The sequence below is a fragment of the Ignavibacteriales bacterium genome (assembly GCA_026390595.1).
Classification (GTDB): Bacteria; Bacteroidota; Ignavibacteria; order UBA10030; family UBA10030; genus UBA9647.
In genome coordinates this window covers 137,734-154,344 of the sequence record JAPLFQ010000025.1, presented here as the reverse complement: position 1 = coordinate 154,344, position 16,611 = coordinate 137,734, and the positions used below count along the sequence as shown (strand labels likewise).

Annotated in this window: 8 protein-coding genes; 2 read left to right on the top strand and 6 right to left on the bottom strand. The window is 55.6% G+C overall.

The genetic code is table 11. From position 1 onward, the window contains the following. Positions 1-94 precede the first annotated feature (94 nt). The 3 genes from sprA to pdxH all read right to left on the bottom strand — a co-directional run bounded on the left by sprA (position 95) and on the right by pdxH (position 10,901). Positions 95-6,904: a cell surface protein SprA gene (sprA, locus tag NTU47_14540; protein MCX6135028.1), complete on the bottom strand. Its 6,810-nt coding sequence runs from the start codon at positions 6,902-6,904 to the stop codon at positions 95-97. A gap of 262 nt (positions 6,905-7,166) precedes the next feature. Next, positions 7,167-10,205 (bottom strand): PAS domain S-box protein, encoded by a 3,039-nt coding sequence (locus NTU47_14535; protein ID MCX6135027.1) that lies wholly within the window; start codon positions 10,203-10,205, stop codon positions 7,167-7,169. Between the two features lie 51 nt (positions 10,206-10,256). After that, complete coding sequence (gene pdxH / locus NTU47_14530) at positions 10,257-10,901, bottom strand: pyridoxamine 5'-phosphate oxidase (protein ID MCX6135026.1); 645 nt, start codon at positions 10,899-10,901, stop codon at positions 10,257-10,259. 195 nt (positions 10,902-11,096) lie between these two features. On the opposite strand from pdxH, the gene NTU47_14525 reads away from it, so the two are divergent. After that, entirely contained in the window at positions 11,097-12,470 is a 1,374-nt protein-coding gene (locus tag NTU47_14525; protein ID MCX6135025.1) for an LptF/LptG family permease, read from the top strand. Then, a complete protein-coding gene (locus tag NTU47_14520; protein MCX6135024.1) occupies positions 12,467-13,576 on the top strand; it encodes an LptF/LptG family permease in 1,110 nt (369 codons plus the stop codon). The genes NTU47_14525 and NTU47_14520 overlap by 4 nt, the downstream gene beginning before the upstream one ends. A gap of 45 nt (positions 13,577-13,621) precedes the next feature. On the opposite strand, the gene NTU47_14515 is transcribed toward NTU47_14520, so the two are convergent. The 3 genes from NTU47_14515 to NTU47_14505 all read right to left on the bottom strand — a co-directional run bounded on the left by NTU47_14515 (position 13,622) and on the right by NTU47_14505 (position 16,603). Further along, positions 13,622-14,824 (bottom strand): M24 family metallopeptidase, encoded by a 1,203-nt coding sequence (locus NTU47_14515; protein ID MCX6135023.1) that lies wholly within the window; start codon positions 14,822-14,824, stop codon positions 13,622-13,624. A 119-nt stretch (positions 14,825-14,943) separates the two neighbouring features. After that, entirely contained in the window at positions 14,944-16,110 is a 1,167-nt protein-coding gene (locus NTU47_14510; protein MCX6135022.1) for a KamA family radical SAM protein, read from the bottom strand. Positions 16,111-16,129: 19 nt separating this feature from the next. Next, a complete protein-coding gene (locus tag NTU47_14505; GenBank protein MCX6135021.1) occupies positions 16,130-16,603 on the bottom strand; it encodes an N-acetyltransferase in 474 nt (157 codons plus the stop codon). Between the last annotated feature and the right edge of the window lie 8 nt (positions 16,604-16,611).

The following is a 16,611-nucleotide window of genomic DNA, read 5'->3' as shown; positions in this document are numbered from 1 at the left end:
CGGTGAACTAAGATGTCGTGAACAAGGTCCGAAAAGTCACCTCCGTGGAATGGTCATGTTTTGAAACAAACTTCCGCAGCAAAAGAAGATCTCATCAGGGCTGGATAGAAATACGAACATCCAGCCCCCCCTCATTCGTTGTTGAACCAGGGATGCGCGAGCCGCCTTCGTCGGGCTTGAGCTTCGTGTACTTGTAGTATACAGAAGCTGTGACTCTCGCACTGAGAATGTACCGGATACGGGGTTCCAGAATCGTCCTGCTGGAGCCCTCAAGCGGCGTCCCTTCCGGCTTGAAGTTGTCGGAGTTCAGATCGTACACGCGCCGTGCGTTCTTGGAATTGCTGTACGAGAAACTGACTTCAATGTCGTTGGAGAGGGCCAGACCGAAGAACGGAATCTCGAAGCCGCTGCGTGAGAATCCGCCGGTGATAGTCATGTCTATAATGTCTGACTGGACGATATTCTGCGCGGCCGGAGTCAGGTCGTAGTTTGTCGAAGTCCCGTAGCGGAAGTTCGCTGTAAAATTCCCCTTCAGAATCTGCTTGAACGTAACATTGAAACCGACGAGCGGCGCAAAACCGTAGCTCACACCCTGACTTTCAGTGATCTGGTTCCCCGTCGGATCGATTCTCCAACGCATCTTGTAGCCCGATGTATAGCTGTGATCGAATGCGATGCGCGTGGTGATCAAATTGAAGAGAGGTAATTTTTCAAGGCCGTCCCACCGGATCGTCCAGTTCGGACGGGGCACCAGGTTACCCAGGAACTTCTGCGCGAACGGCAGAGCTTCCAGCCCTTTTTCAAACGCTTCCGAGATTTTCGCGTCGCTCGAGCGTACGTCACTCGGATTATCGCGCGCGAGCACATATTGTTTCTGAACCTGCTCGATGCTCGTGTTCAGGAATTTGAAAAACAGAATGGACGGGAAAGAAAGATAGGATCGCGACACATCGCCGCTGACGACCTTGCTGTTCACCGTCGTGAACCCGAGACTGTCCGACTGGATCGTTTTGTTGACGTTGTAGTTCCAGTTGAGGTTCCAGTTCAGCTCAATACTCGCCCCTTCCCACAAGGGACGATTCGTCCTCATGGTTAAGTTGTTGGCCTGAGAATACTGATCCACAAGATTGCCGTTCGGAGCACGGATGCCTGGAATCGTATAGCCGCCGATGAATGGGAACTTGTTGGTGCCCTTGACGATCACCTCGCCGTGAGGATCAGAGGAAAGCCCGAGCTGATACATCAACGATGGGCCATTCTCCGGGAGTGAGCTCTCAACAAACGGGATGCGGCCGAACATGTTCGCGAATCCGGGTCTGCCGATCACGCCGCTGTTCTGCGTCCTCGTTTGCTGCGTGAAAGCCATGCTCAGTTTTTCGAAATCGAAAATCGTGGTCTTGAAAAGGACCCGCGACGCACGATCCAGCGTCTTCGCCAGATTGAATGCGCTCTTCCCTTTTCCCGTGTCGGTTGCGGCTTCCGGCGCACCCTGCTGCTGCGACCAGATTTGCTCGCCGATAACCTTCATATTGACGTCGAAGTTCAGGCTTGCGTTGCCTGCAGCACCGGCGCCTTTCCCGAGGCTGCCTGCCTGAAGGTTGTTCACCCAGTCATAGCGCGCGGAATAGCGTGTCGAGACAGAGAATATCCGGTCCAGCATGAGGATGGGAGGAATCAGAATCCTCGGATTGATATTGATGGACTGTCCGTAGTTCAGATCATTTCCAAAATCGATGAGCTTGGACTTGCCAAACATCTCAGACATGATCTGCGAGAATGACCGCTGGCGGCCGAAATCGTCTGTCTCGAAGTTCAGCAGCGTGCTCTGGACATCAAGGGAATATTCAGTCCCCAGGTTGAGCAGCCCCCCATCGGTAAACTGCCACGTGAAGGACATTGACCGGCCCGCGGCGAAGTTCCGGACTGTTGGTTTGGCGATAGTCTGGTCCCGCGCCTGCTCCTTCGTCTGTCCCCGCGCAAAGGACGCAGACACGTTGAAATTGCGCGGCGAGAAATAGATCTTGAGGTCTTTCCAGCTCTTCGTCAGGAAGAAATCCCCGAATGGCGCGAAGGGAGAAATGAAGTTCCGGTCGCTGAATGTGAGACCGTAGGCCGCCCTTGCATTCCACTGCCACTGTTCCATAGATTCGGTGACGGGGCTTCGCTGCGACGACCGTGTGAACGAATACGAGAGCGACAACTTGTTGATCGTTTCTGTCACCAGCCACGAGTTGACCGGGACGTTGAGTTTGATATTCGGAAGCGCAAACGTTTCCGAGACGCTCAGCGTCTGTGTGCGCAGACGGACGGAGTCTGCTTTTCCCTGCACGATTGCGTCCGGGGTGCCCTTCGCCCGCTCGGCGTCAGCGACCACCTGTGAGGCCTGATCAACGAGGATGTCCGTCCCCGGCATGTATTTGGGATTCTGGAGCTGCTCCGAACGTGAATAGGAAAAGGAGAGTCCGGTTCCCGCCCAGCTCTGCGGCAGGAATCTTTCGAACGCAACGGAAGCTGCGATAGCCCAATTGCGATCCTGATTACGGGTGCCGAATCGGTCTTCCAACGAGTGGAAGTTCGCATCGCGCTGAGTCATGTTGAATGTCACGTTCGCGATATCAGCGATCTTGACAGACGAATCGAACCGGTACGCCCAGCCGGGCGTGTTGTCCACATCGGTAAGGCGGAGTTCGTTAACCCACACTTCGGTGGTGACGACGCTCGGGCCTTTGAATGAAGGGTTCTGAACACCGACAACAATTTGCCGTATGTTCGTCAGCGTTGGCAGCCCGCGAACCTGATAGGTCGCTCCGGGCGGTCCACCCGGGACCGGAATTCTCGGACTGAGAGTGGTGAGAGAGTCACGGCCGAACTGTTTGATCGCCGTGATCTCTGCGAAACTGATATTGACATCGTTCAGATCCCATCCGGCATGAATCGGCGCCCGGTATTCATAGTAGTTCAGGGAATCGGATCCAAAGCGGAGGAAGAGTTCAAGATCATAGTTCGTCGTATCGTTGTAGTGGATGCGCGTCCCGGGGCGCTCGTCGCCGTGAACGAACATCTGCATCGCCCGGTAGCTGAACAGATCCAGCGGCCGCGTGGGGAATCGCTTGATGGACTGACGCGATTCTCCGTCCTTCAGGCCATTGACGATCAGGTTGAGGGATTGCTCGTTCAGGAGAATGACCTGGTCCGGTTGATTTGGATCTCTTTGCCTAGGGAGCGACGACGGCGACACATAGTTCGGGTTGTCCTCGATGTTCACGACGCTCACCCTGAACGTGCTGTCGTTCTTCACGAGTTCTTCCCACTGGTTTCCGACAAGGTTGAATTCCGCGATCCGGATCAGCGTCTCGTCCTGGGCGCCCGTCAGCCAGACACGCATCGCTTCAACAGTGCCGAACGAGGGGTCACCGATGCTGCGTTTGAAGCCATTGAGGGGAATGCGTACCTGGTACCACCCGTTGTTCCCGCCGGTGACGAACTGGCGAAAATCGTTGCTCAGCGTGTCGAGGGAGAGCTCGTATTCGAAATAACTATTCGTCCTGTCGACGTTGTTGTTCCGGTTCAGATCTTCCGAGTCGGGGAAGCGGCCGACATCGCTCTGCGCGTTATTTTCCGTCCCGTTGATTCCCCTGTAGTCATTGGGATCCAGGGACTGCGGATTCGGCCTTACCCAATCATCGCCGGACGGATCTTCGGCATACTCCGGATATCTTGTGATGAAATCATGGTATTGGATTTTCTCCTGGTCATTGCTGTATCCGTCAATACCAATGTCTTCCCCGGGCCGGAGAATTCCGTTCTTGATCCCGCCGTCGAGACCGTCTTCCGTATCGAGCCGGTTGTTGGGGATGACGTCCTCGCTGATAAGCCCAAGGTCGATGTTGAGCTTCACGGTGCTTTGTACCTTGTTGAGATGCACCCACAGTTCGATGAAGTTGATATTTTCATCGAGAAGGTTCGTCGCGGTAGATCCAAGCAGCCTCTGGATACCTGCCCAGGTCTTCTGATGATTCGCTCTGAGCTTTGTATCGAGATCCATGGAGTAGTTGTACGCCGCACGTTCATTCGGGCGGTACCAGAGGTTCAGCACCGTTACCTGGTCCTGGCCTGCGCGAACGCTCTTGTTGGGCCAGATCTGCGTGGCAGACACATCGCTTGGCTGCACAGTATACCAAACGAGCTTGGCCTTGTATTCCATCTTCGCCTGACTCGTCAGCTTCAGCGGAGTATCCAGCGTCGAGATGAACTCGGGCACGCTGGCGTCACGCCATGCCCCATATTGGGTGGCGAGCGGAATGGTTTTCCGGGACCCCTCGAAGTCATCGATGTACGCGACTGACGCACCATGGTCAGTGGAGATCGGGCTTGTGCGCGTATTCGGATTCGGGCTCATATACGCCGCTTCCCCCTTGACGGAGATGTTGGAGACGGCATTCGTCTGGACGCCCGGCAGCCAGTTCACAGCCCGCGTCAGGAAGTCAAGGTCAAACGTCGTGCCTCCGTCCAGGCCCAGGATGGTATTGCTGATTGGTTCCTCACCCAGTCGGATTTTATCGCTGAGGGACTGCTGACTCAGATTCATGACCGTGAAACCGAAGGAAGAGTTCTTCCCCAGGTTCAATTCGCCGCGCGCTCCAAGAAGCGATTTGGACGCGAGCTGCAAGAGGTCGTTCGCTTCGTACTGGATCTGGAGATTTGCGCCGGGGACCAGCAGGGCCTGGTTCTTAATCGTCACCTGTCCTGAGATATAGTCGACGGAATAGTCGGTGTTGAGAACAGCCTGATTGCCGTTGACAACAACTTTGACGCTTCCTTCCACCGTGTTGAAGCCGATCTGATACGTCGAGGCCATCGATGACGAGGTTGACCCGCGGATCAGGAACTTGTTCCTCTGGCTGTTCGATGCACCATTGAACGTCGTGTCATACACTTCCCTGAACGCGAACGAGTCGGCCTGGGCGACCGACAGCCCCTTCGACAGGAAGAACTTCCGGACTCCATCCAGGAAGGGCTCCGCACGCGGGAAGATCAATTCTCCCCTGCTTTCGTTGATGGTAAGAAGCGGTGCATAGTCGAACTTGCCGTCAGGCGGCGAGCCGGGTTGTTCGCCGTACCGGTCGAGGCCAAAGACCTCGAGAAGATTGAACAAGCCCAGGATGTTGTCCTGAGGTTCCTTGCCGGGTACTTCGTAGACGAGCTTGAGTTCGAATCCTTCTTTCTTGATACCGCGGCCGCCCAACGGATAGACGTTTTTCATCATCATCCGCCAGGCCGTTTTGTACTGCGGGCCGAGTTTCTGCGGGCGGACGAGTTTCATGACGAGCTTGGATGTTTTCGCAGTGTCGCGGGACCCGAAATTACCCACGCTGACGCTCTTCTGCGGATTGGTCGGATCTGGAAGCGCATATGCCACTGCGATCGCCTGCTCGGTCTGCAGCGAACGGTTGAGCGTGATGTAGCCGGCGTACTGATGATAGGTGTAGTCTGAGTTGGGATCGAGTCGAATGAACCTTCCAACCTCGACTTCACCAGGCACCATGTCATATTCCTGCCTTCGGGCAGCCGGATCACCCTGTTTCGTCAGAACTTGATTCTGGTCCATGAACGCGACGACGTCGCGCTCGTTCGGATCTTCATTCCCGATGCGGGTAACCCACACCTCGAGGTCACGTATTTCTTTCCGCAGGTTCACGACCGGCGGAATATTGATGTAGGCTGAATCGAACCAGGCAATGTAGCTGGTGTCGATAAAGTAGTAGTCTGTCGAGTAGTCTGTCGCCCGCCTCTCGAACGGCGTCGGCTTGCCACCTCCCGAGACCGAAAGCGCTTTGATCTGGCCTTTCTTCTGCGAAGCGACCGTCGTCAGCTTCAACGGGCCGATCTGGAATCCCGCTTTGATTCCAAACAGGGCCGAACTGCTGGAAATGAAAGAGGAGTTCGTCGTCAGCGAGACGTTTCCGGCCTCGACGCTCTGAATGATGTCGTCGTCATACCCTTTGTAATGAACCTTCAGCTGGTTTTCGTACTCAAACTGACGCTGGGTGTTCCAGTCTGCATCGAGTGTCAGCTTGTCGCCAATCTGGCCCTTGACGTTTACCTGCACCTCCTGGCTGAAATCGGGTTCGCTGCGGCTCTGCGCCAGCGGGTTGTTGAGGAACAGGTCCGATGCAGTATTCCGGAATGCACCGTGGATATCCACCGCGCCGTTGATCTGGATGCGGATGATGTTCGGACCGAAGATGCTGAAAATGGGGTTTTTGGGGACCGGGATCTCGATATTGGTCACCGAACCGAAGAGATCGCCGAGCCCTTTCTTCTTGTCCGTTTCCAATTCATACGCGTGGGCTTTCGCCTCCCAGTTCTTCCGAATCGTCTGCCGCAACCTGAGTTCGCGGTACTCATCGAGCGTGAACGTCTGGGGAATCCGTGTATCCATGGTCCCATAGAGCCGCCGCACACGGTATTCCAGCCTCGTGGAATCCAAAGTCTGTTGTGTGCGGATGATCATCGGATCGGGAAGGTAGAGAGCATGGCTTGGACGGCTCAGCAGGTTCACGACCTGCTCATCCCGCCGGACATGCTGAAAGGCGAGCCTTGCGGAAGAGTCACGCGGCAGTGCTTTGATCGCTTCGAGGATTCGGGCAGCTGATTTGGTGACGTCGGTCGTGTCGACCGATTGCGATCTCTTTTCCAGCGCGCGGGCACGGCGCGACATCGTGCCTGCCGGCCGACGCCGTGTGGTATCCTGAAGAACGGGGGAACTTCCCGGCGATGCAGCGAGTACTTCTGCTTTCTCGCGCGGCAATGCGGCGAGGGGTGCGGCAAATGAATTCGTTTCAGGAATAAGGGATGAAGCGAGGGAAAAAAGCGCAAGGATGAGTGCTGCAGCACCACCCATCAGTCTGCCAAGGGACAGACTTTGCCTGCCCGACGTCTTCGGACTCCGTAACTCGCTACCTTGTCTCACGCCGCTCTACGAGATGTGTCAGTAAGTGACCACGAGAACTTACTCTCGAGGAATCAATGCACTGGTATGGTAGCGAATGAATCGATAAATCTCCGTCCGTTGACGTGAACAAAACGCCCTGATGGGCTGGTGAAAACTTAAAGAAAAGGAAGAACAATAGCAAGTTTCTTTTGATCCAGAGCTCACGGCCGCACTATTTCTGCGGCGGGCTTCCGTTTCCGTCGTGAATGGCGTCGTAGATGCGCGCAAGAATTATGTTCGGCACGTACGGCTTCTGAACGAAATCGATCGCGCCTTCCTTGATCATGTCCATTCTGAGATCCGGATCGAAGTACCCGCTCGCGAGGATACACCGAATTTGGGGATTCATTACTTTCATCCTGCGAAAAGCTTCCCAGCCTCCGAGTTTTGGCAAACCCATATCGGAAAGCACAATACTGATTTCATTTCCGTGTGCCGTGTACACGTCCACGGCTTCCATGCCATCCTTTGCTGTCAGCACGCGGTATCCATTCTCTTCAAGGAGTGCTTGAAGGAGATCGAGCAGCATCTCTTCGTCTTCAACCAGCAGCACCGTTTCGCCTGAGCCCTGCACCGGCTCCTGATAGAGGTCTTCGGAAGAAACATGTTCCTCGACAGGCACGACGGGAAAGTACAAAGAGATCGACGTTCCTGTTCCCGGTTCAGTCTCCACGTCAATGAATCCGCGATGGCCGTCTACAACACCATAGACGACCGAGAGACCCAATCCTGTTCCCTTCCCTGGGGGCTTGGTCGTGAAAAAAGGCTCGAACATTCTCCCCTTCGTCGCCTCATCCATACCAACCCCCGTATCCTGAACGCGGATGAGCACATACTCTTTTTCCACAGCAGCGGGGAATCGGCCGGTGAGGCCGCTCCCCTGCGCGCGAGCGGTTTCGATCGTCAGCGTCCCTCCAGCCTTTTTCCCAACCGGACCATCGATCATAGCGTCCCGCGCGTTGATGCAGAGGTTCATCATCGCCTGTTGCAGTTGACCAGGATCGGCGAGAAGCAGAGGAACGTTCGCTCCAAGCGTGACATCAAACCGGATGCTCGAAGGAAACGCTTCGGTCACCAATACGGTCAATTCCTGGACGAGCTCATTCACGCGGACGGCTTCCTGGACACCGCTGGTCTTTCGGGCAAATGTCAGGAGTTGCTGGACCAATCCGGTTCCGCGCGCGAGCGCCTTGCGGATGGAATCGACAGTGTGGGCCTGCGACGCGGGATCGGTTCCCTGCTTCTCGAAGCGCGCGAGGTATCCGATTGCAATCGAAAGGATGTTGTTAAAATCATGAGCGATGCCCCCCGCCAGCGTGCCGACACTTTCCATCCGCTGGACCTGGCGCAATTGCTCCTCGAGCCGGTGTTGTTCTGTCACGTCGCGGAGAATGCCGCGGTAGGCAATCACGTTGCCCGACAGATCCCGGACCGCCGTCGTGGTCTCCAGGACCATGAGCTTCCGCCCGTCTTTCGTTCTCGCCTGTGTCAGATGCTCTTTCAGATACCCCTGCTCGGCGAGCAACTCGCCGGCTCTCATCCTCGCTTCGGAGTCGATGTACACGTCATGAGCAATATCGACCTCAAGTAATTCTTCTTTGCTGGAATATCCAAAGAGCTCCACTCCAGCCGGGTTGATGTCGAGGAATTTTCCATCTGGCGTGCTGATGAAGACCACGTCTTTTGATTCCTCGAAAAGGGCTCGGTATTTTTCCTCCGATGTCCGCCGTTCCTCCTCCGACCGGAGCCGCTGGGTCACGTCCCGAAAACTCCAGACCCTCCCGACCGTCTTTCCCCCGATCTTCTGCGGCTTTGAATAGCGTTCCACGATCCTTCCATCTTTCAATCCAAGGATGTCGAAGCTTTCCATCTCGGGTTGAGCGTACACGGCCCTCAGCGTCTCCTGAAAGTCACGATAATCCTCGACCTGTTCGAGCATCGAGGCGATCGTAATGTTTTCATCTCGTTCGAGCATGATCCTTTGAGGGATCTTCCACATCTCGACGAATTTCCGGTTGTAGTTCACAACCCGGCCAGTCTCGTCCACGACAAGAATGCCATCCGTCGACGATTCCAGCGTCGCGCGCAGGACAGAGAGCGATTGTTCCAGTTCCTCTTCGCCGCGTTTGCGCGCCGTGATGTCCTCGATGATGCGTACGGCGTACAACGGAGTCCCATCAGCTTCTCTGACAACAGACACGGTCAAAAGTCCCCAGATCACGTCTCCCTTCTGCGTAAGGAAGCGTTTCTCCGTCCGGTAATTGGCAATCTCCGCCTTCGCGAGAAGCTGGATGCGCTCAACGTCCTTCCCGACATCCTCGTGATGCGTGATGCCGTCAAAAGTGATTCTCCGGAGCTCGGGTTCGGAATATCCCACCATGGCGCAGAACGCCTTGTTGACTTTCAGTATCTCTCCGTCGAGTTTCACGAGCATCATGCCCACCGGCCCTTCTTCGAATACCTGCCGGAATTGTTCAACGCTGTTGCGAAGCGTCTGCTCGATCATCACTCTGTCGGTTTCGTCGAGAACAAATCCCTGGATCTGCACGAGATCATTCTCGTCATCGAACTCGCCCGTGATGCTCGCCACGACGTAGATGCGGCTTTCATCCTTCCGCCGCATGATCATCTGAAAGTGCTTCAGTTGCCGGTGTTCGCGCAGCAGCTCCGTAAAGTTCTCAAATGCCCGGGGGCTCTCATAGAAGTTCGTTCCCTCCGAATTCATGACCTCCAGCACGGAGACGTACCCGAACATGGAAGCGAACGAGGGATTGCAGGCGAGAATCTTCCCCTGGCGGTCGGCGATAAAATTCCCGGAAAGGTCTTCCTCGAAAAACTGACGGTACCGCTTCTCACTCTCCGCGAGGGCGACGCTGATGACCCGCTGCTGCCGCTGGATCTCTTCCGGGGCGGACACCGCGACCATAACCCGGTGGACTCCGTAGAGCCCAAAGAGGAGAACCACCAACCCGGCGATCTTCGCGAGATAGAATAGTACAAGAGCTGCGGAGTTCGGCAATCCACTCGCCCCCAAGAAGAGCCCCCCCTCCATAGTCGGGCGGAGGACGAGGTCCAGCAGGAGGAGCACGAAGCCGATTGCGATGAGCACAAAGGACGGAAGGAGAGCGCGGGAAAGGCGCCTGGCGAGAAGAACAAACGCGCTGATCAAGGCGATCAGCAGGAGTATGCGGGCCCCAGCGAGGTAATCCACTACCGATCCATCATTAGGACGCTATCACTTGAAGAGGTCATTGGAATTCGTTTACGGAGAGAGCCGCTCGATCACCCAGACACCCCCCTGCAGGGAATACCGGATGCGGTCATGGAGCCGGTTTTCCCGCCCCTGCCAGAACTCAAATACCTGTGGCAGCAGACGAAACCCTCCCCAGAAAGGAGGCACCGGAACCTCACGGCCGGCATAACGCTCTTTCAAATCGAGGACCTTCTGCTCCAGGTCACTCCGGCCGGGAATCACCGCACTCTGTCTCGACGCCCATGCGCCGAGCCGGCTCTCGAGAGGCCGTGCCTTGAAGTACTCCTCCGATTCCCCGCGTGAAGTTTTTTCCACGGTCCCTTCGATACGAATCTGCCGTTCGAGTTCAACCCAGAAGAAGAGCAGCGCTGCGTTCGGGTTTCTGAAGAGCTCGGAGGATTTTCTTCCCTCATAGTTTGTATAGAAGACGAAACCCCGCTCATCGTATCCCTTGAGAAGAACCATGCGAACCGAGGGCTTCCCTTCTTCTGTCGCAGTGGCGAGAGCCATCGCGTTCGGCTCCGGCACGAGGGCACGCAGCGATTCCTGGAACCAGCAGCTGAACTGCACAAGCGGATCAAGATCAACGTCCGATTCGCTCAGGGCGTGGCGTGAGTATTCTTTTCGCAGGCGCCCAAGGTCATCAAGGTTCATGAAACGACGGCTCGTTGATTCGTTGGAGTTCCTCGTGAAATCTTTGACGCTAAGATACACAAAGCCACAGAGCAAATCAACCAAACCCTTGTGCTCTGCGCCGGGGACGATTCAGGAATACGCACCTGCGACGCCTGCAGAGCCGACACGACGTCACTTGTAATCAGAGACCATTCTGAGTATATTTCCAATAGTATGTCCATTCTTTCACGCCATATTCTGCAGCGGCACGTAACCCCTTTCTTATTTTCAGTCTCCGTCCTTGTCTTCATTTTTCTGCTGCAGTTTGTCATGCAGAAGATGGACCAGTTGGCGGGGAAGGGGCTGAGCGCCGGCGTCATCGCCGAGCTGATCGTCATGAACCTCGCGTGGATGCTCGTTCTCGCCGTCCCGATGGCCGTGCTTGTCGCCACGCTCATGGCGTTCGGCAATCTCTCATCGGGGAACGAGATCACGGCGATGCGAGCGAGCGGGATAAGCCTGTACAGGATGGTCGCCCCGGTATTCCTTCTTTCGATGCTTCTCTGCTACCTTCTGGTGCTCTTCAACAACAGGGTGCTCCCCGATGCCAACCACCGCGCAAAGATGCTGATGACCGACATCTATCGGAAGAAACCGACATTCTCGATCATGCCCGGCATGTTTTCGGATCCCCGCGAGATTCAGGGATACAGCATCCTGGTGCGGAAAACCTTCGAACACACCAACGACCTCGAAGGAGTGACGATCTTTGATTATACCAACAGCGCGGTCAGCACGACCGTCACAGCGGACCACGGAACAGTGTCGTTCTCGCCGGACTACCAGAAGTTGATCATGGATCTTTATGACGGGGAGATCCACGAGCTGAGCATGGCCGATTTCAACCAGTACCGGAAGATCCGTTTCGAAAAGCACCGGATTGCAATGAACGCCGAGGGGTTCGATTTTCAGCGCTCGCAGGAGAGTGCTTTCTCACGGGGCGACCGTGAGCTGAGTGCCTCTGCCATGACGACGATTGTCGACAGTCTCCGCCAACTTCTCGATACATCACGGGCCCATATTGCCGCCCTTGTGCAACGTGAACTTGACGCCGTGTATAACCCGAAAAGGAGCCCGGACTTCCAGGCTCTGTACCTTGGAGATCCGATCACAGGAGCTGAGGCCCGGATGGCATCACTCTCGTCATCGCTTGAAGGTGAACAGGCACGCGCAGGCTACTTCGCCCGACGGATTCACGAATACTCCGTCGAAATATACAAGAAATATTCGATCCCGTTTGCTTGCATCGTGTTCGTACTGATCGGAGCGCCGCTCGGCATCATGGCGAGGCGAGGGACCTTCGGCGTCGCTGCCAGCCTGAGCCTCGGGTTCTTCCTCCTCTATTGGTCATGCCTCATCGGTGGTGAGAAGCTGGCCGACCGCGGGTTTATCGACCCCTGGTTCGGTATGTGGTCTGCCAACATCATCATCGGAATCATGGGCCTCTACCTCACATTCAGGACCGCCCGGGAGAATCTGACCATCAACTGGTCCATGCTTCTGCGGCTCGTCCCGAAGCAATGGCGTTCCGAGGAAGCGTCCGCGTGACCATCCTCGACCGCTATATCATCCGTCAGTTCCTCAGCACCGTCATCTTTGGCCTCGTCACGTTCCTGCTGATTTTTGTTGTCATCGACATGATGGAGCACCTGGATGACTTCATCGACGCGAACGCACCACTCATGACGATCGTTCAATACTACCTCGCCTTCACGCCGGAGATCATCAAGCTCATGACGCCGGTGGCGATGCTCCTGGGAGCGCTGTTCGTCGTTGGCCGGTTGACGAATCAAAACGAACTTCCGGCCATGAAGTCGAGCGGACTCAGCCTCTACCGGTTCCTCACGCCGTTCATCCTCGTTGCTCTCGCCGTCAGCATCCTGTCGATCTATTTCAACGGCTGGATTGTGCCGTACGCCAATCAGAAAAAGGCGTCGATCGAACGAACAAACCTCAGACCCTCGCTGAGCAATCGAAGCATGCTGCCGCTGTTCTTTCAGGACGGGAAAACGCGCCTCGTTTCGATCAACTATTATGAGAGTGTGAAACAGGTCGGATACAGGGTCAGCGTCGAAGAATTTGCGGATTCCAACGCAACTGTGCTCCGGAGACGATATGATGCGCGGCAGATGGAGTGGGGACATCCCTGGGCGAACGAGGGAGATTCACTCCGGGATGGATGGATTCTGATCAACGGCGGTATCAGGGAATTCGAAGGAGAGACCGAGCGTATCACACCTTTTAACCGAATGGCGCTGGGGAGGCTCAGCATCAGCCCCACCGACATCGAGAAGAAGCAGCGGAAGCCGGACGAGATGAACTACACAGACCTACGGGAGTTCATCACGAATCAGCAGAAAGCCGGGCAGGATGTCTCGCGGTGGCTGGTCGATTACCACAACAAGATCGCATTCCCCTTCGCGAGCGTCATCGTGGTCCTCTTCGGCGTCCCCTTCGCGTCGATCAAGCGACGCAGCGGCATTGCGATCGATTTCGGCGTGTGTGTGGCAGTGACGTTTATCTACCTGGGCTTCATGAAAACGAGCCAGGTGTTTGGTTATAACGGGGATCTCAATCCCCTCCTCACTGCCTGGCTCGCCAACATCATTTTCCTGGCACTTGCTCTGGTCAATCTGCTGAGGGTTCAGAAGTAGGATCACCTGTTGGACAGCTTGTCAACCTGTCCGACAAGATTGCTGCTACGACAAAATCGCGACCACTTTTTCCTGCATCGGTAATCCTGTTACAACCGCCTCTTTCGACTTCGTGATATACATGTCGATCTCAGTCCTCACACCGAATTTTCCGGGCAGATAGATTCCGGGCTCGATGGAAAATGAAGTCCGGGGGATGATCTTCCGCTCATCGCGGGTTTCGAGGTTGTCGATATTCGCCCCGTTGCCATGGATCTCCTCACCGATGGAGTGCCCCGTGCGATGGACGAAATACTGATCGTATCCCTTCTCTTTGAAGTAGTTCCGGGCGGCGTCGTCGATCTGGAAACCGCAAATCTCCTTCCCCGCCTTGAATGAATCCTGCACGAAGCGGATCGCGGCATCGCGTCCCCCCTTCACCACTTCGAAAATCTTCGTATACTCATCGGGCACTGATTCCCCGATATACCCGGTCCACGTAATGTCCCCATACACTGAACGCGGTTTGTTCTTCTTCGCCCACAGGTCCAGGAGCACGAAATCCCCCTTGTGCAGCGGGCTGTGGATTTCCTTCGTCGGTTCATAATGGGGGTTCGCGCTGTTCGCGTTCACCGAACAGTTCGGGTCGCTCTCGGAGAAGAGATCGCGCTTCTTGAACTCGGAAAGCATGAACAACTGCACATCGTATTCCGTCGTCGGCGTCCCGGCATTGATCCTCTGCTTGATGAAACCGAATGTCACATCGACGATCTGGCGAAGGTGCTTCGCCGTCATCATGTTGTCTTCGGTCTGCTCATCGTCCCATGTGGACTCGAACCGCGAGACCAGATCTGCGGACGTGACAACTTCCAGCCCGAGCGAACGTACGAGCTCCACCGTTCCGGCATCGACATTGGAGACGTAGGGGATGTTGTTCATCGGCGAGTACTCCATGGCGACCTTCTTTGCTCCGCCGACAATCTTCCGGATGCCTTCCCGCAGCGACTGCCAGCTGACGTACAGCGTCTTGTCGCCGGGGATACCGTCGAGGTTCCACTGTTCGATGTTGTGAACGAGTTTCTGCGGCACGCCGGAGGCCGGGATGAAGTAGAAATAGCGGCGCGTTTGCATGATATGCGCCGGAAGGCTCAGGATGCGGGTGGCAAAAACATTGGAACCGCGAAAATTATAGAACAGCCAGCCATCAACGTGTTCTTCGCGAAGGACTTCCTGAATCAGTCTGACTGTTTCTGGTCCGAGCGTTGGCATGGGTCATCTCCCTCATTGGAATGATCAAATCCTCTGTTCGAGGATTATTCTGTCTCTAATGAAACAAAAAAGCCCGCAGCTAGCAAGCGCGGGCTTTCTCAAAAGGTGAATGGAGGGACCTATTTGTTCACCGGCTCCGGTTCTAACTCGCGTTTTGCCGGTTCGTTCGGAACCACCTTCTTCTCCGTCATCCTCCGGCGGCGCCGGTATTTTGTCTCCACGACCAGCTGCGGTTCGGGCTGTTCTTCCTCGACATCCGGATACGTGAAGATTTCATACTTGTAGTTGCGAAGGATGATATCTTTCCCGTTCCGTCCGAGGACGTATTGCGGCAGCAACGGTATCTTTCCGCCGCCGCCCGGCGCATCGATCACATAGTAGGGAATTGCCAGGCCCGACGTGTGCCCGCGCAGCTTGTCCATGATCTCCAGACCCTTGCGAACCGGGGTCCTGAAATGATTGGTCCCCTTGGTCAGATCAGCCTGGTAGATGTAGTACGGCCGGACACGCATCTTGAGCAGTTTGCGATGGAGATCAAGCATGACGTCGGCGTCATCGTTGACCCCTTTCATCAGAACCGCCTGGTTACCGACCGGGCAACCGGCATCGGCCAGCATCGCGCACGCTTTGTCCGCTTCAGGCGTGCACTCCCATGGGTGATTGAAGTGGGTATTGACGTAGATAGGATGGTATTTCTTCAGCATCTTGCACAGTTTCGGCGTGATGCGCTGAGGGAGCACGCATGGCATTTTTGTGCCCAGACGGATGATCTCGACGTGAGGAATCGCGCGCAGGCTGGAAAGGATGCGCTCGAGCACGTAGTCAGTAACCATCAACGGATCGCCGCCCGATAGGATGACATCACGAATCTCCGGATGCGCCGCAATATAGTCAACGCCATCCTGGATCCACTTCGAGTTGATCTTGGTGGAGTCGCTCACCTTGCGCTTCCTCGTACAGAACCGGCAATACATGGAGCATTGGCTCGTGACGAGAAAGAGCGCCCTGTCGGGGTAACGATGCGTGATGCTCGGAACAGGACTGTCAGCGTCTTCGTTCAGTGGATCTTCCAGACCGTTGCGATCTTCGAGCTCCACAGCATCGGGGATGCATTGGAGCCAAATGGGGTCGCCGGGATAGCGGATCAAGCTGAGATAGTACGGATTCACTCGGATGTGAAAGAGCTTGTTCAGCCTTTCGGCGAGCTCCTTGTCAAATCCAAACCGTTCGACGAGATCCTTACCGCTGTCCACACTCTGTCGCAACATCTCTTGCCAGAGTTCCATACAGGTTGTTTGTTCCTCCTCAGAGGTATTTGATGTACACCACGAGCCCGTCGCCACGAGCATAGTAGTCGTTGATGCGCGACGCCTCGGTGTAATGATTGTGCTCGTAAAACAATCGTGTCTTCTCGTACTTCGGCAGCGAGGAAGTCTCAGCGACAACAAGTTTGCCGCCGTGTTCTTTGATGTACTCCTCACTGTGCCGAAGCAGCTGCTTCCCGATTCCCTGACCATGGACCCGGGGATCAACCGCTATCCAGTACAAATCGTATGTGGATTCTGTCATAGGTGTCTGCCCTATGCAGTAGTATCCGCGGATGGTGCCGCTCTCATCTTCATGCGTCGAGATCACATAATCCTTCTGCCCGGGCTGCCTGGCCACTACCTCCATCAACTCCCGCGCAACATCCACTTCCTCCGGCCGGAATACATCCGTCGCTTTCACCAGGGCCACAAGCGGTTCAAGATCTTCTGCACGAAACGGGCGGATGGCCATGGCTTCTC